The following is a 24,844-nucleotide window of genomic DNA, read 5'->3' on the forward strand; positions in this document are numbered from 1 at the left end:
GCGCGGCGTCCCCAGCCGCGAGATTACACGTGTAACTCACGAAACCGCAGCCCTCGGCGGCATCTGTGACCGGCCAGGGCACTCCACAGGCAGCGTGCGCTGGCCCCCGCCCATCCGGTTCAGCAGGGTTTGCGCCAGGTGTCCAGCTCCGGGTTCTTCAGCATCGAGGACAACTTGAGCCGGCGGGCCTGCGGGCAGAAGGCCGAGGGGGCTCCCTCGTACTCGACGTGGAAGACCGCCTTGCCGGCCTTGATGAAGGGGGTCAGCGCCTCGCACTCGCCGAACTGGGCGCACTCCTCGTTGACCGCGAAGTCGTAGACGCCCTCCAGCTGGGGAATCTGCGCCAGGTCGTTCTTGAGGCCCACCGACAGCCCCCGGGCGTGGGCGATCTCGGCGATCATGCGGTTGTAGGCGAGCTGGTGCTCCGGGGTGAGCGGGAACCCGGTGTCGTTGCCGTAGCCCTCCACCAGATCGGGTTCCACCGCGTCGAAGCCCTTGTCGCGGCACATGTCGAAGCGGCGTTCCATGATCGGGCGCAGCTGGTCGATCCGGCGGATGTCCAGCCACCGTTCGCCCTTCCAGCCGTTGGGCTTGCCGAACAGCGTGGCGGGGAAGGCGTCCCGGTCCGGCCGGAAGTCCTCCCACGCCCCGACGTTGATGTAGCAGATCACCTTGCGGCCGTCCCGGTGCAGCCGGGCCACGTCGGCCGCCGAGTTCTCGAACCCGTCGATGTCGTACACGGGGACGTCCACCGAGGGGTCGGAGCGTCCGTCGAGCTGCCACTGCCAGGCCAGCCCGGGTTCGGGCTTCCAGCGGGGCTTCGCCTGGCCGCCGGGAGCGGCAGTGGAGCCGGTGCCGCCGCTGCCGGGCGAGCCGCCGGCGGACGCGGTGGCCGCCGGTGACCCCGGGGGCGGGGACGGGGGGACGGAGGAGGAGGGGTCGGGTGATCCGGGCGTCGGCCCCTGGGTGCCGGCGCCCGGACCGGAGGGCGGCGGTGCGGCGGCGTCGTCATCGTCGCCGGAGGTGGTGGTGCAGCCCGTCAGGACCAGGCCCGTCAGGACGGCCACCAGGCCGATCCGGGCCGGCAGGGTGCGGATCATCGTTCCGTTCCGGTGAGTGCGGGGGTCAACTGCGCCCATGGATTGGGCAGTTCGCCCGACACCGGCCCGGACACCGCCGCTCCGCGCTCGCGCGCGGTGCGTACGGCGAGCGGGACCAGGGCCTCGGGCACCCCGTAGACGAGGTGGCAGAACCGTTCGGGGTCGTGCCGGGCCGTCCACGCGGGTCTGGTGAAGGACGAGACGTACGTCGACCAGTGTCCTTCGAAGGTGACGGTCAGGTCCGCGAGGCGCACGTACGCGGACACCGGATGGACGCCCGGGTTCAGCACGACGGGCGTCGCCCCCAGCCTGCGCAGGGAGCGGATCAGCCGACGGGTACCGGGCAGTTCCTGCCGCGTCGGGTCCACCCGGTCGAGGAAGCAGCCGTCGACCGCGTACCACTCCTGGTAGCGGCACATCTCGTGGATCACCTCGGCCTGGCCGCGGGCCCCGTACGCGGTGTCCACGTAGCCGAGGAGGCGGGCGCCGGCCGTCCGCAGCGCGGCGGCCGCCGAGGCGAACGCCGGGTCGGGGCGCTCGCCGGGCCCGTCGGCCGGGTTGATCACCACCCCGTACGTGTCGGCGGCGCCGGTGATGAGGCGGTGCCAGGCGCCCGGATCCTCGGCGGGGTGGACGTACAGCGGAACCAGCAGGGTCATGGTGTTCGGGGTCCTCCCGGGAAGGTCGCCGCCCACAGCGTGGCGAGGGTGTCGCCGAGTGCGTGGACCGGGCGCCAGCCGATGGCCTCGTCGGCGGCGGTGATGTCGGAGCACTGCCACGACACCTGGGCCGAACGGACCGACCCGCTCGCCTCCTCCTCGATGCGGCCCCGGAAGCCCGCCCGCTCGGCCAGGCCCCGGACCAGCTCGCGGACCGGCACGGCCCGGCCGGCGCCGATGTTCAGGACGGGCGGCAGCGGGCCCGGGGCGGTGACCGCGAGCGCCACCGCGTGCGCGACGTCGCGCACGTCCACGAAGTCGCGGTACGCCGAGAGGTCGCCCAGCCGCAGCACCGCTTCCGGGTCCGCGCCGGCCTCCCGCAGCAGTGCCGCGATCCGCCCCGGCAGTCCGCTCGGCGGGGCGCCGGGGCCCACCGGGTTGCCCACGCGCAGGACGACGCCGTCGAGCCCGGAGGCGGCCACGGCCACGGTGCCGGCCAGTTTGGTCGCGCCGTACGGGGTGACCGGGCGGGTCGCGGCCGACTCGGCGACCCGGGTGGGTGGCTCCCCCGGCCCGTACTCGGCCGCCGAACCCAGGTGCACCAGTCGTGCCGCGGGCGCCGCCTCCCGCAGCGCGGCGCACAGCAGCGCGGGGCCGCGGGCGTTGACCTCCGCCAGCGTCACGGCGTCCCCGCCGGTGGCGCCCGCGCAGTTGACCACCGCGTCGGGTGCGGCCGCGGCCAGGACGCCCGCCAGCCGTTCGGGCCGGTCGGCCGCGAGGTCGACGCCGAAGTCGGCGTCGGGAGAGCGGCCGCCGTCGAACACCCGCGCGCCCGGGAGGGCGCGCAGGCGTTCGGCCACATGGGCGCCCAGGTAGCCGGTCCGGCCCAGGACGAGAATGCGCATGAGGTGCTCAGGCTCCCTTGAGCAGCAAGGACTTGCGGCTGGTGAACTCGGCGTTGGCCCGGTCGTAGTCGTCGGGGCGCCCGATGTCGAGCCAGTAGCCGTCGAAGGCGTAGGAGTGCGGCGGGTTCTGGCCGGCCAGCAGGTCGAGGACCAACTCGTCGAAGCCGAGCGGCAGTCCGGGGGTGTAGTGGTCGAGGGTGGACCGGCTGATGCCGTACACGCCCATGGAGACGTGGTAGTCCATGCTGGGCTTCTCGGTGAAGCCGACCACCCGACTGGCGTCGGTGGTCAGCACCCCGAAGTCGATGTGCACCTTGCGCGGGTACGTCGCGATGGTCAGCGGCGCTCCCGAGGCTTCGTGCGTGCGCAGCACGTCGGCGTAGTCGAGGTCGGTGAGGACGTCTCCGTTCATCACGAGGAACCGCTCGGGCAGGCGGTCGCGCAGGTTGAGCAGGGGGCCCATGGTGCCCAGCGGGCTCTCCTCCGTGGCGTAGTCGATGCTCATGCCCCACTGGGAGCCGTCACCGACGTAGGCCCGGATGATCTCGCCCAGGTGTCCGATGGCGATGGTGCACCGGGTGAACCCGGCCGTGGAGAGCTGGCGCAGCACGATCTCCAGGATCGTGTGCTGGTCGCCGATGGGCACGAGGGGCTTGGGCAGGGCCGTGGTGTAGGGCCGCAGCCGGACGCCCTTGCCGCCCGCCAGGATCACTGCGTACATGGGTCTCCTCCTTGGGTTGCGTGGGGGGACGGTGGGTGGGGTGGGAACGGGGTGGACGTGGGTGGACCGCGGGGCGGTCAGATGTTGTAGATGCCGGTCTTGTAGCGGGCCAGGTTGGCCGGGTCACGGAAGAAGTCGACGGTGTGCGCGAGGCCTTCCTCCAGGCTGTGCCGTGGTTGCCAGCCGGTGGCGGCGGTGAGCCGGCTCGCGTCGGCGACCAGGCGCATCACCTCGGAGGCGGGCGGCCGCAGGCGTTCGCCGTCCTCGCGGACCTCGATCGGGACGTCCATGACCTTGCCGATCAGGGTCACCAGGTCCGCGACGGAGATCTCGCCGCCGGTACCGGAGTTGAAGGTGTGTCCGACCACGCGGTCGGCCGGTGCGGTGCCGGCCGCGAGGAAGGCCTGCGCGGTGTCCTTGACGAAGCTGAAGTCGCGGGTGGGCCGCAGGTCGCCGAGGGTGATGACGCGTTCGCCGGCCGCCACCTGGCCGATGACGGTGGGGATCACCGCGCGCATCGACTGGCGCGGCCCGTAGGTGTTGAACGGGCGCAGGGTCACCACCGGGGTCTCGAAGCTGGCGTGGTAGCTGTCGGCCAGCCGGTCGCCGCCCGCCTTCGAGGCGGCGTACGGGGACTGGGTGTTGACGGGGTGGTCCTCGGTGATCGGCACGGTCCGCGCGGTGCCGTACGTCTCGCTGGTCGAGGTGTGCACCAGGCGCGGCGTGCCGAGCGCGCGGACCGCCTCCAGTACGTTGAGGGTGCCCGTGACGTTGGTGTCGACGTAGCTGTGCGGGGCCCGGTAGGAATACGGGATCGCGATGAGCGCGGCCAAGTGGTAGGCGGCGTCGGCGCCTTCGAGGAGTCCGCGGACGGATCCGGGGTCCCGGACGTCACCGAGGACGATCTCCACCTGGTCGAGGACGTCGGGAGCGAGCGTCTCCAGCCACCCGTACGAGGAGAAGGAGTTGTACTGGGCCATGGCGCGGACCCGGAAGCCACGGGCGACGAGGGCCTCGGTGAGGTGGGAGCCGATGAAGCCCTCGGCTCCGGTGACGGCGGCGAGCGGTGCGGTGGTCAACTGATCTGCCTCTCGGATGTGTGGGCGATGCGTACGGGAGTCGGTGACGGGCGGTCGTGCCCGGCGGCGGATCCTCGGCCCGCCGGGCCGTCAGCCGTGCCGGGCCGGGCGCCCGAGGATCCACAGGGCGCAGACGACGAGGCCCGGCGCGGCGAGGCCGCAGGACAGGGTCAGGGCCGGCGCACCCGCCGCCGGCCCGAGGAAGGTGGCGGTGGCGGCGCCGGCCGCCGCCGCCCCGCAGAGCAGCGCCGGCGGCCAGGCCACGCCGAAGGCCTGGAGCAGCAGCGCGGTCCACAGGGTCGCGGCGAGCAGCAGCAACGCGGCCGGGGCGGCGCCGGTCAGCAGTGCCACGGGCAGCAGGAGCAGCAGGTAGGCCGCCAGACAGAGCCCCAGGACCCCGGCGGACCGCAGCAGGAACCCGGAGGGCGTCGAGGCCGCGCCGAGGGCGGTGACGGACAGGCCGCGGAAGCGGTACAGCAGCCACTCGGCCGGACCCATGCTCACGGTCAGCGCGATCACCGCGTACGGCTCCAACCGCCCCTCCAGCAGGACCAGTACGGCCGCGGCCAGCCCGAAGAGGCCGTACGGGAGGGACCGGGACAGCGGGAGCCGGGCGCCCCCGTCCGGCGCCGCCGGGGCGGCGTACGCACCGTGCAGTGCGCGGGCGGCCATCCCCAGCGTCGCGAGGAGCGTCAGGGCCGGGAGCCCCGCGCGGAGCAGGGGCCCGGGCTCCCACCAGGGCAGGACGGCGGCCCCCGCGATCAGCGGCGTGAGCGCGATCAGCAGCAGCCGCTCGCGGCCCAGCACCAGCAGGTTCCCGGCGGCGGCCAGGTAGAGCGACTGGGCGGCGACTGCCCAGGTGACGGAGCCGCCTCCGGTGGCCGCCGCGCCGGCCGCCGTGGCGACGGCCGCCCCGAGCGGCGCCCCCGTCAGGAGGGTCCGGCCCGCCTCGCGGCGGCCGGCCACCATCCGCAGGTAGGCGCGGTGCCCCAGGGCCTGGCCCCACGCCCAGGACACGATGCCGGCGACGATCAGGGCGGTGGCGTGCCGGCCGGGGTTCCACAGGGGCGCGGTGAGCAGGTAGGCGAGTCCCGGGAGGGCGAAGAGCACGCCGCGCAGCAGGCACCGTACGGTGTCGGGGCGCCACGGGTCGGGCGCCTTGACGGGCTCCGGGAAGACCCTCGGCACCCGCTCGTACAGCGCGGCGGCGAGCGAGAAGATGTTGGGGTGCCCGTACCGGCCGCGGATGGTCTCGGCCGACAGGCCTTCGGCCTCCAGCAGGGCGGCCACCTCGTACGGGTGGACGGCCGGCCCGACGCGGTCGGCCAGTTCGGCGGCGAGCCGGCTGACCTCCGCCTCGTCGGGTCCGGGCAGTTTGAGGGCGAGGGTGGTCTCGGCCCACGCCCGCCGGGGCGGGCGCGCCGCGGTGTCGGCCAGCCTCAGCGCCAGGGTGTCCTGGTGCGCGCCGCCGGGTTCGAGTGACATCGGCCCGCTCATCCGGCGAGGCTCCCCGTGCCGGTGGCCGCGGAGGGCACGGACGGACGGGCCCGGTCCTGTCTGCGTGCCCGTCCGGTGGCGACCGCGACCGGGGTGAGCACCACCGGCACGGGCGTCGGGGCGGGGAGTTCGCTGCGCACGGCCGCTCTTTCCGCGACGCGTGCGGTCCGCTCCGCGGGTCGGCCCGCCGTCGTGCTGGGCGTGCGGTCGAGTCCGGGGAGTTCCAGGTAGATGGAGCGGAAGGTGTCGATGGTCTGGCGCAGGGTGAACTGTTCGATGACCCGCAGCCGGGCCGCCTCGCCCATCGCCGCGCGCCGCCGGGAGTCTCCCAGCAGTTCCAGGGCGGCTTCGGCCATGGCCGCCGGATCGCGCGGCGGGACCACCAGGCCGGCGTCGCCGACCGCCTCGCGGACCCCGCCGACGTCGGTGGACACGGTCGCCCGGCCGCAGGACATGGCCTCGATGAGGGTGAACGGGAAGCCCTCGCTGATGCTGGAGAGCATCACGACGTTGCCCGCCGCGTAGGCGTCCTTGATGTCGTCGACCCTGCCCTCGAAGGTGACCGCGTCCGCGTGCCCGAGGTCGCGGGCCAGCGCCTCGCAGCGTTCCCGGTACGCCTCCCCGCCGCGCGGTGTGCCGCCGAACAGCCGCAGCCGGGCCTCGGGGACGCGTTCGCGGACCAGGGCGAAGGCCCGGATCAGGGTCTCCAGGTCCTTGATCGGGTCGACGCGGCCGGCCCAGCTGAGGGTCGGCGCCTGCGGCTCCGGCCCGGCGGGCGGGAACGCGGCGGGGTCGACGCCGTTGTAGACCGTACGGATGGCCTGCGGATCGGCGCCGCCCTGCTCCTCCCAGAGCCGGTTGTAGCGGTTGCCGGGGGTGATCAGTGCGGCCCGCCGGTAGCTCTCCTCGGCCAGCAGCCGGAAGAAGCCGAGGACGACGGCCTTCACGGGCCAGCGGTACGGGGCCGTGCGGTAGCCGAGGTAGCGTTCGCGCAGGTAGACCCCGTGTTCGGTCAACAGCAGCGGGACGCCGTGCCGCTCCAGCGCGGCGAGCCCGGGCAGTACGGCGACGCCGCCGCTGACCGCGTGGGCCACGCCGTGTTCCGGTGGCGGGGCGGCCAGCGGGCGCAGGGCGTGTTCGAGCAGGGAGGTCGCGGTGAGAGCGTCGTGCAGGGTGGGCCGGGCCTCGCGCGCGGCGAGCCCCGGGCGGTTCCAGACCGCCGCGAGCACCGCGATCGCGTGGTCCCCGCGCAGGTAGGGGCTCAGGGCCCCGTCGGACGCGGCCCGCGCCATCGTGGAGAGGGCGGGGGCGAACCCGGCCTCCGCACAGGGGTCGAGCAGCGCGGTGAGGAACTGTTCGTAGGCGCCGGAGAGCCTGCGGTGACCGCGTCCCCGCGGGGCGCGGCCCTCCGGGGGTGCGCCCCACATGGGTACCGACCTGACGCCGAGGACGTGACCGGGCAGGTCCCAGACCAGCGGTTCGCGGCCGGTGCCGGTGACGGCTATGACGTCGAAGTCGACGTCGGGCATGCCCTGGACGAGTTGATCGCACCAGACGCTGACGCCGCCGTGACTGTGGGGATAGGTGCCTTCGGTGAGCAGGGTGACGTGCGGCGCGCCGGTGCGTCGCGCGCCGTGGTGAACGTGCATGGGTGTGCTCCACGGCCGGTGTGTGGGGGTGGTCGGGCCGGTCCGGGCCGTGTGCGGCCCGGACCGGCGGGACGCCGGTTCAGCGCCGGTCGGTGTCCGTCGCGCCCTCGCGCACGGCGGGCGGGACGCGGGTACCGGGTGCGGGTGCGGTGCCGGTCGCCGGCCGGGGTGCCGCCAGGGCGGACGGGGCCGCGGGCGTCGTTGCCGGCAGGGTCAGGGTGAGCGCGGTGCCGGTCGAGGCGGTCCATCCGGAGGCCCGGCCCGCGTAGGGGCTGCCGAACGCGGCGCCGCCCAGCAGGGTGCCGGCGGGCAGGGTCGCGGTGACGTCGAGCCCGTTCGGTGCCACGACGGTGACCGTGCCGCCGACGCGGTAGGCGGTGACCTGGCCGGCCCGGACCGCGCTCTTCCAGGCTCCGCGGCGGGCGAGTTCGGCCCCGACGTCCTTCATCCGCTCGTTGACCAGCGGGGTGTTGGCGGCGAACAGCGCGTCGTAGCCGTCGATGACGCCGTTCAGCACCGGGTAGGCCAGGCGCTCTTCGGCCAGGTTCGACTGGTGGATGAAGTGCGGCTTCGGGTCGTTCGAGAGGACGTGTCCGAGTGCGGTCCGGGTCTCCGTCGGCACGATCCGGTCGGCGTACCCGGTGGTGGTGTCCAGGGGTGCGGTCAGGCAGGTCGTGGTGTCCGCGTGGTCCTCGCAGATGCCGCTGCCGCCCTGGGCCCGGGAGGTGTAGATCCAGTTGTACTCGTCGACCGCCTCGGCGGCCTTCCCGACGTTGTAGTAGATGTTCATCGGGTAGCGGGCCACGGTCGAGGCGGATCCGACCCGGCGCTGTTCCGGGTCCCGGGAGTTGTCGGAGGCGAGCCACTTGACGCCGTTGCCGGTCAGGGAGAGCGCCAGGTTCGGGTTGTCCTGCGGCTGTTGGGGCAGGACCGCCATGCCCGAGTGCTCGCCGGTGACCAGCTCGTCGTTCTGCAGGGGCAGGCCGAAGTTCTGGCCCCACAGGCGGTTGAGGACGATCTCGTCGTCGATCGCCGCCCGGCTGACCCACTTCGTGGTGCCGCCCGGCTGGGTGGCGCACCGCCACGGCACCACACTGGTGTCCTGTTCGCAGCCCAGGAAGGCGTGCGTGTAGGTGTGGTTGATCCAGCGGAACCGGTCGCGGTCGGCCTGGAGCTTGTCGGCCAGCTCGTCGACGCCGTTGTTGTCCTCGCGCTGGTCGAGGCTGCCGGCGCCGTTGTAGACCATGTCGAGGGTGAAGGCGCGTCCGGCCTGCCAGTTCTTGGCGTACTCCGCGTCCGCGGCGGTCATGCGGATGGGGTTGGGCGTCCCGCCGCCACCCGCGCAGTCGACGTCGCCGGGGGTGCAGTTGAGCTGTGTGTCCCAGCGGTCGTCGGCGGCGAACACGTCGTCGACGTGGACGGAGAAGTAGTTGCGGGAGGCGCCCAGGTGCACGCCCGCGGTCATCCACTCGACGATTCCGCGGGCCAGCAGCCGGTACTGCTGCTGGTAGCGGTTGTACACGAAGGTCACGACGAGTTCGCGGCGGCCGTCGTGGCGGTACTCGCCGACGAGCGAGCCGCGGCGCGCGGTGCCCGGGATGGGGGCGTCGACGTAGGTGGTGAAGTCGGCGCCGGATGCGGGCTGCGCGAGGTAGGCGTAACTCTCGCCCACGGAGGGCGAGTTGTCCTCGAAGGGTACGGCTCCTTCGAGGTAGCCGAACGGGCCGGCGCGGCCGGCCGGGGTGACCGCCGCCTGCACCCCGTCGACGCTGCCCGCGTAGCCGCCGGGGACGAAGTACTGGAGGCCGACCTGGGGGCGCGCGTAGGTGTAGGCGTCGACCTGCGGGACGTCGTACGTCTGCTCGTAGGTGGCGAGGGCCGCCATCTCGGCGGAGCCCGCCGCGAACGGGTTGTCGTTGGGCAGGACGACCGCCTGGAACTTCGCGCGCGGCCGGCCGTCGACGGTGTCGGCGAGGAAGGCCGGGTCGATCGTGGGCCGGTCCGGCCGGGTGAGGTCGACCTGCGTGTACGGCGTTCCCGCCGATTCCAGCTCCGAGGTGATGGCCTGAACGGCCGGACCGCCGTCGGTCACGACCAGCACCCGCAGGTCCACGCGGGGTGCGGTGGTGTCGGCGTGCGCCGTTCCGGCCGGCAGTCCGACGGCTGCGATGAGCGCGCCCACCGATAACACGGCGGTGCGTATGCTTCGCTTCATGCGGTGAAAGTCCCCTCCCCGGGCAGGGGTGAGCGCGGCGCGCACGAAGCGGACGCCCCCCCTTGCGCGACGCCGGCATCCCCCTCAGAAACCAGTCGTCGACGCATCCGTCGCGTCACATAGTGATACCTCTGTGTAGCTTTCGTGGGGATGCCGCGAAAACCGACGGAAAAACGCAGGTAACCAACTCGACCCGAACAGGGCCGCGTTGACCCTTCCGTCCGCTTCCGTGGACCGCCGGCGGCCCGGGTCCGCCGGTCGTGAGGGCCGGTCCGGAGCCGGGTGGCGCGCCGGCGGACCGAGACGGTCCGCCGGCGCGCCACGCCAGTGGTTCAGACCAATTGGACGGGCGGTCGGGGGCTCTTTCCGGCCACTCCCCGCCGCACCGGAGGGGCCGTCAGGCGCAGAGGACCCGCGTCTCGGGCGTGTAGACCGGACCGGCGCTGGTGCTCGTGCTGTCACTGAACTCGGCGTAGTAGTACGAGTAGAAGCCGATGTTTCCGTTGCAACCGGAATCGGCGGCCACCTGGAGCGTCAGCGTCACGGTGCGGCTCTGGCCGGGCGGTATGGTCGCGCCGTAGTTGGCGCCGAGGTCGGACGGGCCGACCCCCGAGCAGGAGGTGGCGCCGGCCGGGGTCGCCAGGCTGCAGGCGGTGAAGCTGTACTTGAGGTCGGCGCGCTGGGTGGTGAGCCAGGTCGGGGCGATGCTCTGGTAGGCGAACCAGATGTCGTAGGTCTTGTTGTTGGTGAGCGTCATCGAGAGGTTCACCGTGCCGCCGGGGGTGACGGTCGCGGCGTTCGTGGTGAACGTCAGGGCGGCCGGCGCCGGGTCGGCCTGCGCCACGGGGGCGAGGCCGAACAGCGACAGGACGAAGGCGAGGAGGGCGGCGAGACCGAGGCGGCTCTTCAGGGGTGATCGCATGGCCCGGGAGGCTAGGACGGCGCCTCGCGCGCCGTCTGCCCCCCGGGGGAGCGCGGGGGCGCGGAACGGCCGGAAGTGTGCGCCCCGTGAAGGACCCGCGGGGAACTCGCGACGGAGGGTCACGCACCGTAGAGCGGCAGTCCACGGTGGGTTCCCGCCGGGGAGCGGGGCGCCCCCTCTCGCGCGGCACCGCCGGAAGCGCGAATGGCGCGTACATATCAACGGTAAGGCGCGGAATACGGGACACCGCTTCGCCGTCCACGCGTACGACGGGGCCCGGCCGACGGCTGGTTCCCCACGCCGGACCCCGCCCGCCGGACCCCGCCCGCCGGGTCGCGCCCGCCGGTCGCGCCCGGTCGGCGTCGTATACGGCGGTCGGGTGGAACCGCCGGCGCCGGCGCCGCGAGTCCGGCGAGCCGCCGGGGCCCACCGCCGCGGCGGCCGGAAGCTGTGGCCCGTCACCGGGAGTGGCCGAGGGCAGGGCGAGCAGCGGCAGAGGGGTCTGCATGTCGACATTCACGTGGGGTGCGCGCAGGGGCCGGGGACGGGTCGCGGGAGGCGGCCGCCGGCGCCGCGCCGACCGGATCGGCGCGGCGGTGGCCCTGGGCCTGGCACTCGCCGTGGCCCTGCCGGGCACCGCACTGGCCGCCCCGGGCGATCCGGACCCCACGTTCGGCGGCGGCGACGGGATCGTGACCACCGACCTCGGCTCCTCCGAAGCCGCCGCCGACATGGTGGTACAGCCCGACGGCAAGATCGTCGCCGTGGGCGGTGACGTGTCGGACTTCGTCGGCAACTTCGCGGCGGTCCGCTACAACGCCGACGGCAGCCCGGACACCACGTTCGGCGACGGCGGAAAGGTGTCCACGGACATCGCCGGAGGCTCCGACACGGCCAACGGCGTGGCCCTCCAGGCCGACGGCAAGATCGTCGTCGTCGGCGTCAGCGAGAACCTCGAAGGCGGCGTCGCCTGGTTCACGGTGGTCCGCTACAACCCGGACGGCAGCCTGGACACGACCTTCGACGGCGACGGCAAAGCGGTCACCGACTTCGGCGGCGGTGGCGCCGACCAGGGCTCCGACGTGGCGGTGCAGGCCGACGGCAAGATCGTCGCCGCCGGCGGGGTCGGCGGCGTGTTTGCCCTGGCCCGGTACAACGCCCTGGACGGCAGCCTGGACACCACCTTCGACGGCGACGGCAAGCTGTTCACCGACTTCGGCGGCCTCCAGGAGGGCAGCACGGCGTACGGACTGGCGCTGCAGGCCGACGGCAGGATCATCGCCGCGGGCGACACGACCGAGGGCCTCGTACGGGACTTCGCGCTGGCCCGGTACAACTCCGACGGCAGTGCGGACACGAGCTTCAGCGGCGACGGCAGGCTGACCACCGACCTGGGATCCATGGACACCGCCCAGGACGTGGTGGTGCAGTCCGACGGCAGGATCGTGGCCGTGGGCGGCTCCGGTCCTGCCTTCGCCCTGGCCCGCTACACCGCGAACGGCACCCTCGACACGGCCTTCGACGGCGACGGCAGGGTGACCACCAACCTCGGCGGGCCCCAGGGCGGCAGTTCCGCGTACGACGTGGTCCAGCAGGCCGACGGCAAGCTCGTCGCCGTCGGTGGCGGCAACGGCGACTTCGCGCTGGCCCGCTACCTCACCAACGGCAGCCTGGACACGGGCTTCGGCGGTGGCGACGGCACGGTCACCACGAACCTCGGGGGCGCCGACCTGGCCCGCTCGGCGGCGCTGCTGCCCGACGGCAGGATCCTCACCGCAGGCGGCGGCGGGGCCGGCGAGGACTTCGCACTGGCCCGGTACGAGGGCGGCGGCACCACTCCGCCGGCGCCCACCGCGGACCTGGCCGTCACCGTGGCGGGCCCCGGCACGGTCTCCATCGGCGACCAGGCGACCTACACGGTGACGGTGCGCAACACCAGCGCCACCACCCCCGCGACGGCGGTCACGCTCGCCGACACCCTCACCGGCGCCGGCGGCACCGTCGTCTCGGCCGTGCCCGGCCAGGGCAGTTGCACGCGCACCGCCACCACCGCGAACTGCACCCTCGGCACCCTCGCCGCGGGCGCCGCCACCACCGTGACCGTGGTGGCCGAGCCCCGGAGCACCGGCCCCCTCTCCGACACCGCCACGGCGGACGCGGCGGAGAGCGACCCGGTGCCCGGCAACGACAGGGCCACGGCGAACACCACCGTCAACAACGCCCGCGGCTGCACGATCATCGGCACCAGCGGCGCGGACACCCTGAACGGCGGCTACTTCACCGACGTGATCTGCGCTCTCGGCGGCAACGACACGATCCGCCCGGGCTACGGGAACGACACGGTCCACGGCGGTGCGGGCAACGACGACGTCGACGGCGGCTACGGCGACGACACCCTGAACGGCGGCCCCGGAAACGACACCCTGCTGGGCAACTTCGGCAACGACCGGCTCAACACGGTCGACGCCGTCGCCGGCAACGACAGCGCGAACGGCGGCCTCGGCACCGACACCTGCACGACCGACCCGGGCGACACCCGCGTCAGCTGCCCGTAGGCCGTCAGGACGGCGTCCCGCCGGTCCGGGCGAGGCCCTCCGGCGTCTCCTCCCCGTCGGTCCACCAGACGCCGAGCCGCTGGCGGACCAGGAGCCAGCCGCCCTCGGGACCCCGCCGGAAGTCCCAGTCGTACGGGCCGCCCATCGAGTAGGGCGAAGAGCCCTGCCCGCTCCCCGTGACGGCGACGAACCACATGTAGCCGACGCCCGTCGCCCGGTCCCCCTCCACCTGGAAGTCCATGTTCAGGATGTGGTGCTGCATGCTCGGGAAGTGCGCCTCCGCCTCCTCCACCTTCGCCCGGACCGCCTCCCTCCCGCGGATCTCTCCCCACGGCCCGAACTCCAGCACCGCGTCCTGCGCCCAGCACTCGATCCACGACCGCCAGTCCTTGCGGTCCAGGGCCCGCCAGCCCCGGATCATGAGCCGCCGCAGCGCGTCCTTGTCCTCCAGGTCCCGCAGCCGGCGCGACAGGTCCTCGTACGTCCCGGCGGTCACTGGGCACTCGCGGCGGGACGTACGACGATCTCGTTGACGTCGACCCCGGCCGGCTGGGCGACGGCGAACGCGATGGCCCCCGCGATGGCGGACGCGGGCAGCGCCACGGCGCGGTAGGCCTTCATGGCCGCCCTCGCGGCAGGATCGGAGATCCCTTCGGCCAGCTCGGACTCGGTCACGCCCGGCGAGACCAGAGTGACCCGGACGGAGCCGTCCGACTCCTGGCGCAGCCCTTCGGAAACGGCGCGGACGGCGAACTTGGTCGCGCAGTAGACGGCCGCGGTGGGCGACACCTCGTACGCGCCGACGGAGGCGACGTTCACGAAGTGCCCGCCGCCCTGGGCCCGCATCACGGGCAGGGCCGCGGCGATCCCGTGCAGTACGCCCCGGACGTTCACGTCGATCATCCGGTCCCACTCGTCGACCTCCAGCGCCTCCAGCGGCGAGAGCGGCATCACCCCGGCGTTGTTGACCAGGACGTCCAGCCGGCCGTACCGCTCCCGGGCGGCGGCCACGAAGGCCCGTACGTCGGCGGCGTCGGTGACGTCCAGCCGCCGGAAGGCCGCGGTGCCACCCGCCTCGCCGATCTCGCGGCTCAGCGCCTCGAGCCGGTCGGTGCGCCGCGCGCCCAGCAGCAGCCGGTGGCCGTCGGCGGCGAGCCGCCGGGCCGTCGCCTCCCCGATCCCGCTGCTGGCTCCGGTGACGGCCACGACCTTGGCTTCGTTCCTCATACCTGTCCTACTCCTCGTTCGAAGCGGATGACTCCGCCCGACCGAGTCTGCGCAGGCCGCGTCCGGCCAGCCAGGACGCGTCACACCCTGGCAACGCGCCTCCCCGCCGCCTAGTGCCGTGAAGCAATCGATCGTATCGATCGGTTCGGCTCGGTTCGGTTCCCTATGATGGCGGGCACCGGTGCGCACCGCCCGCGCCGTCACGATCCCAGGGGGACCCGATGAGACCGCACGTGAACCAACGGCAGGCGCAGGTGCGCGAGATCCTGCGGGTGCGCGGCAGTGTCCGCGTGGCGGAGCTCGCCCAGGAGCTCGGCGTCTCCCCCGTGACCCTGCGGCGGGACATCGAGGCGATGGCGGCGCGGGGCGAGATCCAGCGGATGCACGGGGTGATCAGCAAGGTGGCGGCGGGGCATGCCGCCCCGGCCGCACCGGCGGCCCGGGCCGCCGCACCGGCCGGTGGCGGTGGTGAGGGCCTGGTGATCGGCATGGTCGTGCCCACGACCGAGTACTACTACGCCGACGTCGTCCGCGGGGCACGTGAGGTCGTCGAGGCCCGGGGGGCGAGGCTCACCGTGGGACTGACCCGGTACCTGCCGGGCGAGGACCGTACGCAGGCGGACCGGCTGCTGTCCACGGGTGCGGACGGGCTGCTGCTGACCCCGACCTGGGACGCGGGCTCGCCCGGGCCGGGCGAGGGCGCCTGGACGGCGGAACTGCCCGTGCCGACCGTCCTCGTGGAGCGGTGGGCTCCGCCGGGCCATCCGGCGGCGGCGCTGGACCGGGTGGCGTCGGACCACGCGCACGGCGCGGCGCGGGCCGTTCAGCACCTGGCGGAGCTCGGCCACCGGCGGATCGCGCTGGCCAGCCGGGAGACGCCGACGTCCGCACGGCTGCGGGCCGGATTCGGGGCGGCCGTGACCGCGCTCGGACTGGAGCCCGCGCCCGCGTGGCCCGGGGCGGACGCGGCGGCCGGACAGGGACCGCGCGGGGAGGCCGAACTGTTCGCGCGGACGCTGGACTACCTGTGCGCGGCGGTCGAGGAGAGCGGAGTGACCGCCGCCCTGATCCACAGCGACACGGACGCGATCATGCTGATCCCGCGGCTCCAGGCGCGGGGGGTGCGGGTGCCCGAGGACCTGGTGGTCATCACCTATGACGACGAGGTCGCCGGACTGGCCGACGTACCGCTGACGGCCGTCGCGCCCGCCAAGCGCGAGGTGGGCGCGCGGGCGGCGGCGCTCCTGCTGGACCGGCTGGCGCCGGACGCCCCGCAGGACGTTCCCCGCCAGCACCTGGAACTGCTCCCGCACCTGACCGTTCGAACGAATCGATCCCTACGCACCTCTTGAGCGATATTTCGATCGCATGCTAAAAATCCGGTGAACGGGGCGCCCCCCTCCCCGCTCCCCTGGAGGCTCCATGTCCGGCCCATGGTCCCGCCGTTCCTTCCTGCGCCTCTCCGGTACCGCCGCCCTGCTCGGCCCGGTCTCCTCGACCGGCGTCCTCGCCCCGGCCGGCGGCGCGTTCGCCGCCGACGCGTACGACACCCTCCGGCTCAAGTGGCGGGACATGGTGCTGGGCACCGGGTTCGACCCGGCGGCCGCCCCCTTCGCGGAGAAGCTGGCGCTGCTGGGCGCCCGGGCCTCCGAGGTCCGCTCCACGATGGCCGCCGTCAGCGGATCCCTCTGGCCGGACCTGCCCCTGACCGTCTCCCGTTCGATCACCGGCAGTTACGCCCGCCTGGCCACCATGGCGCAGGCCTACGCCCAGCCCGGCACGGGCCTGACCGGCAGCACGGCGCTGGTAGCGGAGATCAAGGCCGGCCTGGACCACCTCTACGACCAGGCCTACAACCCGTCGACGAGCCAGTTCGGCAACTGGTGGGACTTCCAGATCGGCTCACCGCAGATCCTGCTGGACATCAGCACGATCCTCCACGACCGGCTCTCCGCCACCCAGATCGGCAACCACCTGGCCGCCGTCGACACGTTCGTCCCCGACTCCTCGGTCACGCACTACACCGGCACCAGCACCGGAGCCAACCGGGTCGACCTGTGCCGCTCACTGGCGCTGCGCGGCGTCCTCGGCAAGAGCGCCGCCAAGATCGCACTCGCGAGCAGCGCCCTCTCCCCCGTCTTCCCCTTCGTCACCGACGGGGACGGCTTCTACGCCGACGGGTCGTTCGTCCAGCACGGCCACCTCGCCCACACCGGCTCCTACGGGGCGGTGCTGCTCGGCGGACTGGCGAGCCTCTTCTCCCTCCTCGACGGCTCCGCCTGGGCGGTCGAGGACCCCAACCGGCAGCTCGTCTTCGACTCGGTGGAAAGGTCCTACGCCCCGTTCCTCTACAACGGCCTGATGATGGACGCCGTCTCCGGACGCTCCACCAGCCGGGGCAACCCGAGGACCGGCGCCTACGGTTTCCAGGGTGGCGACCACGGCCGCGGGCACGACGTCCTGTCCTCCATCGCCCTGCTGGGCACCGCCGCGAGCAGTGCGGAGGACCGGCACTGGCGCGGATTGGTGAAGGGCTGGATCCGGCGCGACTACTACAGCCCCGTGCTCGCCGACACCGACCTGGGCATCGCGGCACTGGCCCGGCTCAAGGCCGTACACGAGGACGACGATGTCACCGCGATCGCCGAGCCGACCGCGCACCGGATCTTCCCCGGCATGGACCGGGCCGTCCACCGCCGGCCCGGCTGGGCGGCCTCCGTCAGTATGGCCTCGAAGCGGATGGGGTTCTACGAAACGGGCAACGGGGAGAACCTGCGCGGCTGGCACGCCGGCGCCGGGATGCTCCAGTGGTGGGGGGACACGTACGGCAACGGCCAGTACACCGACGCCTTCTGGCCGACCGTCGACCCGTACCGGCTGCCCGGGACCACCGTTTCGAAGAAGGTGCTCGCCGACGCCGAGGGCGGCGCCTGGGGCCTGCCGCGGCCGGACGTGAACTGGGTCGGCGGCGCCACGGACGGAGAGTACGCCGCCCTCGGCCAGTTCGTCCGCGGACTGTCCAGCACGCTGTACGCGAAGAAGTCCTGGTTCTGCCTGGCCGACTCGGTGGTCTGCCTCGCGGGCGCCGTCCGCTGCGCCGACGGCACCACGGTCGAGACCGTGGTCGAGAACCGCAACCTCGGCGCCACGGGAACCCAGGCCCTTACCGTCAACGGCGCCGCCCAGTCCACGGCCCTCGGCTGGTCGGCCACGCTCACCGGAACCAACTGGGCGCAGATCGCCGGGCACGGCGGGTACGTGTTCCCCGGCGGAGCCACGGTCCAGGCGCTGCGCCAGGCCAGGACGGGGTCTTGGCGCGACGTCAACACCGGCGGCACCACCGACCCGGTCACCCGTCGCTACCTGACCCTCTGGATCGACCACGGCGTGGACCCGGTCGACGCGGCCTGCGTCCACGTCCTGATGCCGGGGGCCACGACCACGGCCACCGCGGCACGGGCCGCCGCCACCGGCTGGCTGACCGTCCTCGCCAACGACAACGACCGGCAGGGCATCAGGGTGCCCTCGCTCGGCTTCACCGCCGTCAACTTCTGGTTCGCCGGGACGGTCGGCACCCTGACCGCCGACGGCCCCGCCTGCGTACTGGTCCGGGAGCACGGAGACGGCACCGCCACCCTCTGCGTGTCGGACCCCATGCGGATGCGGGACGCCCTCACGGTCCGCTGGAACCGCCCGGTGGCCTCCGTGATCTCCCAGCCGGCCACGGTCACCTCCGCGACCACCGGCTCCTCACTCACGCTCACCTTCGGAGACCTCACCGGGAAGGCGGGAGCGACCCAGCGGATCGAGGTCGTCCTGGGCTGAAGCGACGGGCTTCGTGAACGGCCCGTGCGGTCCGGCGGGACGTTCGGGCCCGTGTGCCCTGCGGTTACTTCACCGCTCCGGCCGTCAGTCCCGAGCGCCAGAAGCGCTGCAGGCAGAGGAAGGCGATCACCAGCGGGATCACCGCGATGAGGGAACCCGTGATGGCCAGCGAGTACATTTCGGGGCTCTCGGTGGTCGAGATGTTCCACATGTGGAGGCCGAGGTTGACGGGGTACAGGTCCTTGTCGTTGAGCATGATCAGCGCGCCGTAGAAGTTGTTCCAGCTCGCCGTGAAGGAGAACAGGAACAGCGTCGTGAATCCGGGGGCGAGCATCGGCAGCGCGATCGTACGGAACGTCCGCACCTCGCCGGCGCCGTCGACCCTGGCCGCCTCGATGACCTCGTACGGGACGTAGCCCTCGGAGAAGACGCGGGCGAGGTAGACGCCGAAGGGGTTGACGAGCGAGGGGATGAGCAGGGCCCAGTAGGTGTTGGTGAGCCCGGCCTCGGCGGCCAGGAGGTACATCGGCAGGGTCAGGACCGCTCCGGGTACGAGGACGCCGGCGAGGACCACGCCGAAGAGCTTCTCCTTGCCCGCGAAGGCGTACTTGTCGAAGGCGTATCCGGCCGCGACCGACAGGAGCGAGGAGAGGGCGGATCCGACGACGGCGTAGACGGCCGTGTTGAGCAGCCAGCGTCCGTAGATGCCGTCGTCGTGCGTGAACACCTCGTGGACGTTGGAGAAGAGGTTGAACTCCCCGAGCGCGAAGCCGTTGGTGGCGAAGAGGTCGCGGCGGTTCTTGGTGGCGGCGATCAGCAGCCAGCCGACCGGCATCAGCGTGTAGAGCGCCACCATGATCAGTACGGTGTTGACGGCGGTCCTGGAGGCCCAGGCGCGCGGGGCGCGGGGCCGGCGCGGCGGCGTCGGGCCGACGGGCGGCCCGGCGGCCGGTCCGGCGGTGCGGGTGGCGAGGGTGTGCGTGCTCATGATTCCTGCCACCGCTTCCCGATCCGGGTGACCACGAAGGACAGTGCCCCGGCCACGAGGGCCAGCAGCAGCGACGCGGCGGCCGCGGCGGCGTAGTCCTGGTCGACGAAGGCCTTGCTGACGATGTACATCGTGGGCGACCAGTCGTTGCCGAGTGCCTGCGCCTTGTCGGAGAGCAGTCTGGGCTCGGTGAAGAGCTGGATCGCTCCGACGCAGGTGAACAGGACGGTCATGACGACGGAGGACCGGATGACCGGGACCTTGATGCCCAGGGCGATGCGCCAGGCGCCCGCTCCGTCCACGGTGGCGGCCTCGACGACCTCGCGGGGCACCGCCTGGAGCGCCGCGAAGAAGATCACCATGTTGTAGCCGATCCACTGCCAGACGGCGATGTTGACCATCGACGAGAGGGAGTGGGCGGGTGAGAGGAAGTTCCAGCTGCCGCCCGCGTCGTCGATCCATTCGACGACGGGGCTGAGTCCGGGGGTGTAGAGGTAGATCCAGATGATCGCGGCGATCAGTCCGGGCACGGCGTGCGGCAGGAAGAAGGCGAGCTGGAAGAAGCGCTTGGCGCGGGCGTAGCCCGAATCGACCAGCAGGGCCAGGCCGAGCGCGGCGCCGATCACCACCGGGATGTACAGCGCGCAGTACGTGGCGACGTGCAGGAAGGAGGTGCGGAACTCCGGATCGGCCAGCACCGCCGAGTAGTTCGCGAGACCCGCGAAGGTCCGTTCGACGCCGCCGAATCCGAGTCCCGAGGACTGCTCCCGGAACGCGCTCATCCAGCCCGCGTAGACGACGGGTGCCACCATGACGAGGGCGAACAGGACGAAGAACGGGACGAGGAACAGGGCCACGGCGCCGCGCTGGTTGCGGCGCAGCGTGTTTCCGGCGCGTGCCGGAGCGAGGGGAGGTGATGCCACGGTCGGCTCCTTGGCGGTGCGGGTGGTTCAGACGTCCGGCTTCCGCGGAGGGGGTGACCGCACGGGGGGCGCGGCCGCCCCGTGGCGTCACTTCGCGAGCTTGAGTCCGCGGCTCTCGATGGCCGTCCGGGCCGATTCCTGAGCCTTCGCCAGACCGTCGGCGAGGCCGTTCTTCGCCGCCTCGTCCTTGAAGTCGGCGTTGACCTTGCCCCAGACCGGGCCCCAGGTCCAGCCGGGGACGATCGTGTCGATCTGCTCGCCGGTCAGCTTGTAGAAGTCCTGGCCGCCGAAGTAGGAGGGGTCGAAGGCCTTCGCCGCCACCGCGGCCATGTCCCGGTTCGCGGGCAGGCTGGTGCTCGGGTTCTTCAGGGCGCCGATCCGGGCCGTCATCGCGGCCGGGTCCGTGGTCACCCACTTGACGAACTCGGCGGCGGCTTCGGTGTGCTTGCTGCCCTTGGGCACGGCGAAGCTGGTGCCTCCGAACATGCCGCTGGCCGGGGTGCCCCAGTGGGGGACGGGGGCGACGCCCCACTTGCCCTTGAGGTCCGGCATGGTGGAGATCATGGTGCCGCCGCTCCACGCCGCGCCCACGATGCTGGCGGAGGTGCCGTCGGCCCTGGACTTGTTCTCCTCCGGTGTGCCGGAGCCGTAGTTGAAGACCAGGTCGTCCTTGAGCATCCCCTGCCAGAAGGCGGCGACCTTCTGCGAGGGGGCGTCGTCGATCTGCGGCTTCCAGGCGCCGTCCTCGATCCGGAACCACTTGGCGCCGGCCTGCCAGGAGAGCGTGGCTTGCAGCGGGGTGTCGGTCGGGAAGTTGCCTATGCGCGCCGTGGGGTCCGCCGCTTTGATCTTCTCGGCGGCCGCGCGGTACTCGTCCCAGGTCGTCGGCACGGACACGCCGTACTTCTCGAAGAGGTCCTTGCGGTAGAAGTACACCTGCGGGGTCGCGTCGAAGGGGACCGACCAGGTCTTGCCCCCGAAGGTCACCAGGTCCTGGATGCCGGCCGGGAAGCTCTTCTTCACCAGCTCGCCCGAGGAGGCGGTGAGGTCCTCCAGGTAGCCCTGGCTCGCGAACTCCGGGACCATGGCGTACTCGATGGTCGTGACGTCGGGCGCGCCGCCGGCCTTGATCGCGTTGCTGATCTTGCTGTAGCCGTCGGGGCCGCCCGGTATCTGGGAGAACCGGACCTGGATGTCGGTGTGCGTCTTGTTGAACTCCGCGGCGGCTGCCTCGGCACCGGCCGTCCAGGTCCAGTAGGTGATCGTCACGGGCTTGCCGTCGTCCTTCGCGGCCGACGGGGTGGTGGGGCCCGAACCGCAGGCGGAGGTCAGCAGGGCGAGGGACACCGCCGCGGCCACCGCGCCGTGGACGCGCAAGGACTGAGCCTTCATCTGTACTGCTCCTTGGCGAGTGGACTGAACGATGTGAATCATTCGCCCAGGCTTCTTGAACGTCAAGACCATATGAACTTTCGATCAATACGATCGGATTGCCAGGCGTCACGGGGGTCGAAGATCCCCCTAAGCGGTGCGGTCCAGGTCTTCGCGCCGGACCCCGTGCAGGAAGGGCAGGCCGCGGGCGTAGCGGGCGATCTCTCCGATCGCCGAGTCGGCCATGCGGTGGAGTTCGTTGCCGAGCGAGCCCGCGATGTGCGGAGTGAGCAGCACGTTGGGCAGGTCGTACAGGGGCGAGTCGGCCGGCAGGACCTCTGGCTCGGTGACGTCGATGACCGCCTGTAGGCGGCCGGAGGCCAACTCTGCGGTCAGCGCGGCCGAATCGACGAGCGAACCGCGGGCCGTGTTGATCAGGGTCGCGCCGTCACGCATCAGTGCCAGCCGTCGGCGGTCGATCATCGCCTCCGTCTCGGGCAGGGCGGGGGCGTGCAGGCTGACCACGTCGGACGTCCGGCACAGTTCGTCGAGGCTCACGCTGCGGACGTCGAGCGCCTTGGCCCGGTCGTCCGTCACGTACGGGTCGTAGAGGAGGAGTTCGAGGTCGTACGGGCGCAGCAGCTCGATCACCCGGCGGCCGATCCGGGAGGCGCCGACGATGCCGACGGTCCTGCCGTAGTTGCCCGCGTGCGGGTACCGCAGGTGCCACTCGTGCCTGCCGCCCCGGACCGTGCGGTACTCCTCGCGCAGTTGCAGCACGCGCTTGTTGGAGAGCAGGACCGTGGCGACGGTGTACTCGGCCACGGGGCGGGAGTTGGCCAGGGCGGCGGTGGAGACGGTGATGCCGCGCTCCCAGCAGGCGTCGGTGACCAGGTGTTTGACGGACCCGGCGGCGTGGACGACCGCTTTGAGGCGCGGTGCGGCCGCGAGCACACCTGCGTCGACGGGAGGGGCTCCCCAGAAGGTGAGGAGGACCTCCGCCTCGGCCAGGGCCACCGCCACCTCGGGTCTGCCGAAGTCGTCGGCGACGACTTCCGGGTCGAGCTCGGCCACCGCGTGGAGCCGGCGGGCGGCGCGCTCGTCCAGGAGGCGGGGAAGGAGTTCCGGGGCCATCGCGAGCAGGACCCGTGGGCGGCGAACGGACATCAGGGATGCTCCTTGTGGCTGGGTGAGGCCACGCCGACCTTATGAAGCCGTGATCCGATCGTCAAGATCTATCAATCATATGGATCGAATCGATCGAAACAATCATCACTGTGGATTCCGGATCCTGCCGTCAGTGACGCGTATGGAGTGGGCCGGTGGCCGTATGGGTCCCGTTACGGAGTGACCGCCGGGGCGCCGGGGCGGGGATAGCTTCGGTTGCACGTCCCGGACCGCCTCCCCGCGCCGGGACGTCATCTGCCACCCGTGGTTCCCCGAGGAGGGCCCCATGTGCTTGTTCCAGTACGACGATTCCGACTCCGAGCCTGAGGAACAGAGCCCGGCCGGGCCCCTGTACGTGCCCGCCCGGCCGGGAGGAGCGCACGTCGTCGTGCGGCTGTTCCGCACCCCGCTGGGAGCCCGTACCGCCGTCGGTTTCACCAGCCCGGAACGGCTGGCCGCCACGCTCGGTACGGCCCAGCCCTGGATCCGGCTCTCCGAGGCCGCACTCCGCGCGATGGCCCGGCCGCTCGGCGCGTCCCTGCTGACCGTCGACCCGGCCCTCACCGCGCCCCCCGTCACCGCGGCGGGTACCGGGCCCGCCGGAGCGCTGCTCACACGGGTGTCCGACGCCACGGCCCGCACGGCCTGAAGGGGGAGCAGACCATGACCATCGCCGTTCTCCCGCAGACGCCCGCCGGTACCGGTGAGCTGTCCGTATGGCCCGCGTCCACGACGCCGCTCCCCCACGGGGGCCTGGCCGTCGGCGGGGTTCCCCTCACCGAGATCGCCGAGCGGTTCGCCACCCCCGTCTACGTACTGGACGAGGACGAGTTCCGCGGGCGCTGCCGGACGTACCGCGACGCCTTCCCCGACGCGGACGTGCTGTACGCGGCCAAGGCGTTCCTCTCCCGCGCCGTGGTCCACTGGGTCCGGGCGGAGGGGCTGGGCCTGGACGTGTGCTCGGCCGGAGAGCTGGAGCTCGCCGTCACCACCGGATTCCCGCCCGAGCGCATCGTGCTGCACGGGAACGCCAAGTCCCCCCACGACCTGGAGGCCGCCCTGCGCCTCGGTGTGGGACGGATCGTCATCGACAGCCCGTCCGAGATCGCCAGGATCGCCGCCGCCGTCGGCCCGGGCGGCCGCCAGAAGGTCATGGTGCGGGTGGTCCCGGGCGTCTCGGCCGGCGGCCACGACAAGATCCGTACGGGCACGGACGACCAGAAGTTCGGCCTGTCCCTCACCGACGGCGGCGCACAGCACGCCGTCACCCGGATCCTGGGCCAGCCCCGGCTCGACCTGACCGGCTTGCACTGCCACATCGGATCCCAGATCTCCGACGTGAAGCCCTACCTGGTCGCCCTGCGCCGGATGATCGGGCTCATGGCACGCATCCGTGACACGCACGGCGTGGCCCTGCCCGAGCTCGACATGGGAGGCGGCCACGGCATCGCCTACCGGCCCGGCGAACCCGCCCTCGACCTCGCCTGCCTCGCCCGGCGGCTGCGTACGGAACTCGTCGACGGCTGCGCCGCCGCGGGACTGCCCGTGCCCCGGCTCGCGATCGAACCCGGACGGGCCGTCGTGGGCCCCGCCGGAGTCGCCCTCTACCGGGTGCTCACCGTCAAGCACACCGGCGAGAAGGTGTTCGTCGCCGTCGACGGCGGCATGAGCGACAACCCGCGCCCCGCCCTGTACGGCGTGCGGTACGCGCCCCGGCTCGTCGGCCGCCACTCGACGGCCGCGCCCCGCACGGCCACGGTCGTCGGCCGCCACTGCGAGGCGGGCGACGTCCTCGCCTCCGACGTCCGGCTGCCGGGCGACATCCACCCCGGCGACCTGCTCGCCGTACCGGTGGCCGGCGCCTACCAGCTGTCCATGGCCTCCGGCTACAACCTCGTCGGCCGCCCCGCCGTCGTCGCCGTCCACGAGGGCACGGCCCGGCTCCTCGTCCGGCGCGAAACCCTGGAGGACTACCGCAGCCGGGACATCGGCCTCTGACGGCCACCGCCCGCGCCGCCGCCCGCGCCGCCGCCCGCGCCGC

20 protein-coding genes are annotated in these 24,844 nt (G+C 72.8%); 5 read left to right on the forward strand and 15 right to left on the reverse strand.

The genetic code is table 11. From position 1 onward, the window contains the following. Positions 1–119: 119 nt before the first annotated feature. From ABZZ17_RS30860 to ABZZ17_RS30900, 9 genes are all read right to left on the reverse strand, one after another. A complete protein-coding gene (locus ABZZ17_RS30860) occupies positions 120–1,100 on the reverse strand; it encodes an endo alpha-1,4 polygalactosaminidase (RefSeq protein ID WP_356880874.1) in 981 nt (326 codons plus the stop codon). Beyond that, positions 1,097–1,759 carry a spherulation-specific family 4 protein gene (locus tag ABZZ17_RS30865; RefSeq protein ID WP_356880876.1) on the reverse strand — a complete coding sequence of 221 codons (663 nt, stop codon included), beginning with the start codon at positions 1,757–1,759 and terminating at the stop codon, positions 1,097–1,099. Before ABZZ17_RS30865 ends, ABZZ17_RS30860 begins: the two co-directional genes overlap by 4 nt. Further along, positions 1,756–2,664, reverse strand: coding sequence for an NAD-dependent epimerase/dehydratase family protein (locus ABZZ17_RS30870; RefSeq protein ID WP_356880878.1), 909 nt, complete (start codon positions 2,662–2,664; stop codon positions 1,756–1,758). The genes ABZZ17_RS30865 and ABZZ17_RS30870 overlap by 4 nt, the downstream gene beginning before the upstream one ends. Before the next feature lie 7 nt (positions 2,665–2,671). Then, the gene (locus ABZZ17_RS30875) at positions 2,672–3,385 is read right to left on the reverse strand and encodes a sugar phosphate nucleotidyltransferase (protein ID WP_356880880.1); all 714 of its coding nucleotides are present in this window, start codon (positions 3,383–3,385) and stop codon (positions 2,672–2,674) included. Positions 3,386–3,462: 77 nt separating this feature from the next. Further along, positions 3,463–4,464, reverse strand: coding sequence for a GDP-mannose 4,6-dehydratase (locus ABZZ17_RS30880; RefSeq protein WP_356880882.1), 1,002 nt, complete (start codon positions 4,462–4,464; stop codon positions 3,463–3,465). Between the two features lie 90 nt (positions 4,465–4,554). Beyond that, complete coding sequence (locus ABZZ17_RS30885) at positions 4,555–5,961, reverse strand: hypothetical protein (protein ID WP_356880884.1); 1,407 nt, start codon at positions 5,959–5,961, stop codon at positions 4,555–4,557. Then, positions 5,958–7,610, reverse strand: a complete 1,653-nt coding sequence (gene pelF / locus ABZZ17_RS30890) for a GT4 family glycosyltransferase PelF (RefSeq protein ID WP_356880886.1) — start codon at positions 7,608–7,610, stop codon at positions 5,958–5,960. The genes ABZZ17_RS30885 and pelF overlap by 4 nt, the downstream gene beginning before the upstream one ends. 79 nt (positions 7,611–7,689) lie before the next feature. Next, on the reverse strand, positions 7,690–9,825 hold the full coding sequence (locus tag ABZZ17_RS30895; protein WP_356880888.1) for a hypothetical protein: 2,136 nt from the start codon (positions 9,823–9,825) through the stop codon (positions 7,690–7,692). A 397-nt stretch (positions 9,826–10,222) separates the two neighbouring features. Next, positions 10,223–10,747: a hypothetical protein gene (locus ABZZ17_RS30900; RefSeq protein ID WP_356880890.1), complete on the reverse strand. Its 525-nt coding sequence runs from the start codon at positions 10,745–10,747 to the stop codon at positions 10,223–10,225. A 506-nt stretch (positions 10,748–11,253) separates the two neighbouring features. Between ABZZ17_RS30900 and ABZZ17_RS30905 the strand changes: the two genes are divergently transcribed. Beyond that, entirely contained in the window at positions 11,254–13,302 is a 2,049-nt protein-coding gene (locus tag ABZZ17_RS30905; protein ID WP_356880892.1) for a calcium-binding protein, read from the forward strand. A 4-nt stretch (positions 13,303–13,306) separates the two neighbouring features. Here the strand turns inward: ABZZ17_RS30905 and ABZZ17_RS30910 are convergent, their stop codons facing one another. Next, positions 13,307–13,798: a nuclear transport factor 2 family protein gene (locus ABZZ17_RS30910; RefSeq protein ID WP_356880894.1), complete on the reverse strand. Its 492-nt coding sequence runs from the start codon at positions 13,796–13,798 to the stop codon at positions 13,307–13,309. Further along, complete coding sequence (locus ABZZ17_RS30915; RefSeq protein WP_356880896.1) at positions 13,795–14,529, reverse strand: SDR family oxidoreductase; 735 nt, start codon at positions 14,527–14,529, stop codon at positions 13,795–13,797. The genes ABZZ17_RS30910 and ABZZ17_RS30915 overlap by 4 nt, the downstream gene beginning before the upstream one ends. 221 nt (positions 14,530–14,750) lie before the next feature. Between ABZZ17_RS30915 and ABZZ17_RS30920 the strand changes: the two genes are divergently transcribed. Both ABZZ17_RS30920 and ABZZ17_RS30925 read left to right on the forward strand, forming a co-directional pair. Further along, the gene (locus ABZZ17_RS30920) at positions 14,751–15,881 is read left to right on the forward strand and encodes a substrate-binding domain-containing protein (protein ID WP_356880898.1); all 1,131 of its coding nucleotides are present in this window, start codon (positions 14,751–14,753) and stop codon (positions 15,879–15,881) included. A gap of 70 nt (positions 15,882–15,951) precedes the next feature. After that, positions 15,952–18,354: a polysaccharide lyase 8 family protein gene (locus tag ABZZ17_RS30925; RefSeq protein ID WP_356880899.1), complete on the forward strand. Its 2,403-nt coding sequence runs from the start codon at positions 15,952–15,954 to the stop codon at positions 18,352–18,354. Between the two features lie 64 nt (positions 18,355–18,418). On the opposite strand, the gene ABZZ17_RS30930 is transcribed toward ABZZ17_RS30925, so the two are convergent. The 4 genes from ABZZ17_RS30930 to ABZZ17_RS30945 form a co-directional block, all read right to left on the reverse strand. After that, entirely contained in the window at positions 18,419–19,342 is a 924-nt protein-coding gene (locus tag ABZZ17_RS30930; protein ID WP_356880901.1) for a carbohydrate ABC transporter permease, read from the reverse strand. Then, on the reverse strand, positions 19,339–20,265 hold the full coding sequence (locus tag ABZZ17_RS30935; RefSeq protein ID WP_356880903.1) for a sugar ABC transporter permease: 927 nt from the start codon (positions 20,263–20,265) through the stop codon (positions 19,339–19,341). Before ABZZ17_RS30935 ends, ABZZ17_RS30930 begins: the two co-directional genes overlap by 4 nt. A gap of 87 nt (positions 20,266–20,352) precedes the next feature. Further along, positions 20,353–21,657: a sugar ABC transporter substrate-binding protein gene (locus ABZZ17_RS30940; RefSeq protein ID WP_356880905.1), complete on the reverse strand. Its 1,305-nt coding sequence runs from the start codon at positions 21,655–21,657 to the stop codon at positions 20,353–20,355. A 129-nt stretch (positions 21,658–21,786) separates the two neighbouring features. Then, positions 21,787–22,803 carry a hydroxyacid dehydrogenase gene (locus tag ABZZ17_RS30945; RefSeq protein WP_356880906.1) on the reverse strand — a complete coding sequence of 339 codons (1,017 nt, stop codon included), beginning with the start codon at positions 22,801–22,803 and terminating at the stop codon, positions 21,787–21,789. A 286-nt stretch (positions 22,804–23,089) separates the two neighbouring features. On the opposite strand from ABZZ17_RS30945, the gene ABZZ17_RS30950 reads away from it, so the two are divergent. Then, complete coding sequence (locus ABZZ17_RS30950) at positions 23,090–23,452, forward strand: SAV_915 family protein (RefSeq protein ID WP_356880908.1); 363 nt, start codon at positions 23,090–23,092, stop codon at positions 23,450–23,452. 14 nt (positions 23,453–23,466) lie between these two features. Continuing rightward, positions 23,467–24,801, forward strand: coding sequence for a diaminopimelate decarboxylase (gene lysA / locus ABZZ17_RS30955; RefSeq protein ID WP_356880910.1), 1,335 nt, complete (start codon positions 23,467–23,469; stop codon positions 24,799–24,801). Positions 24,802–24,844: the final 43 nt, after the last annotated feature.

This window comes from Streptomyces sp. NPDC006512, assembly GCF_040611935.1.
Lineage (GTDB): Bacteria > Actinomycetota > Actinomycetes > Streptomycetales > Streptomycetaceae > Streptomyces.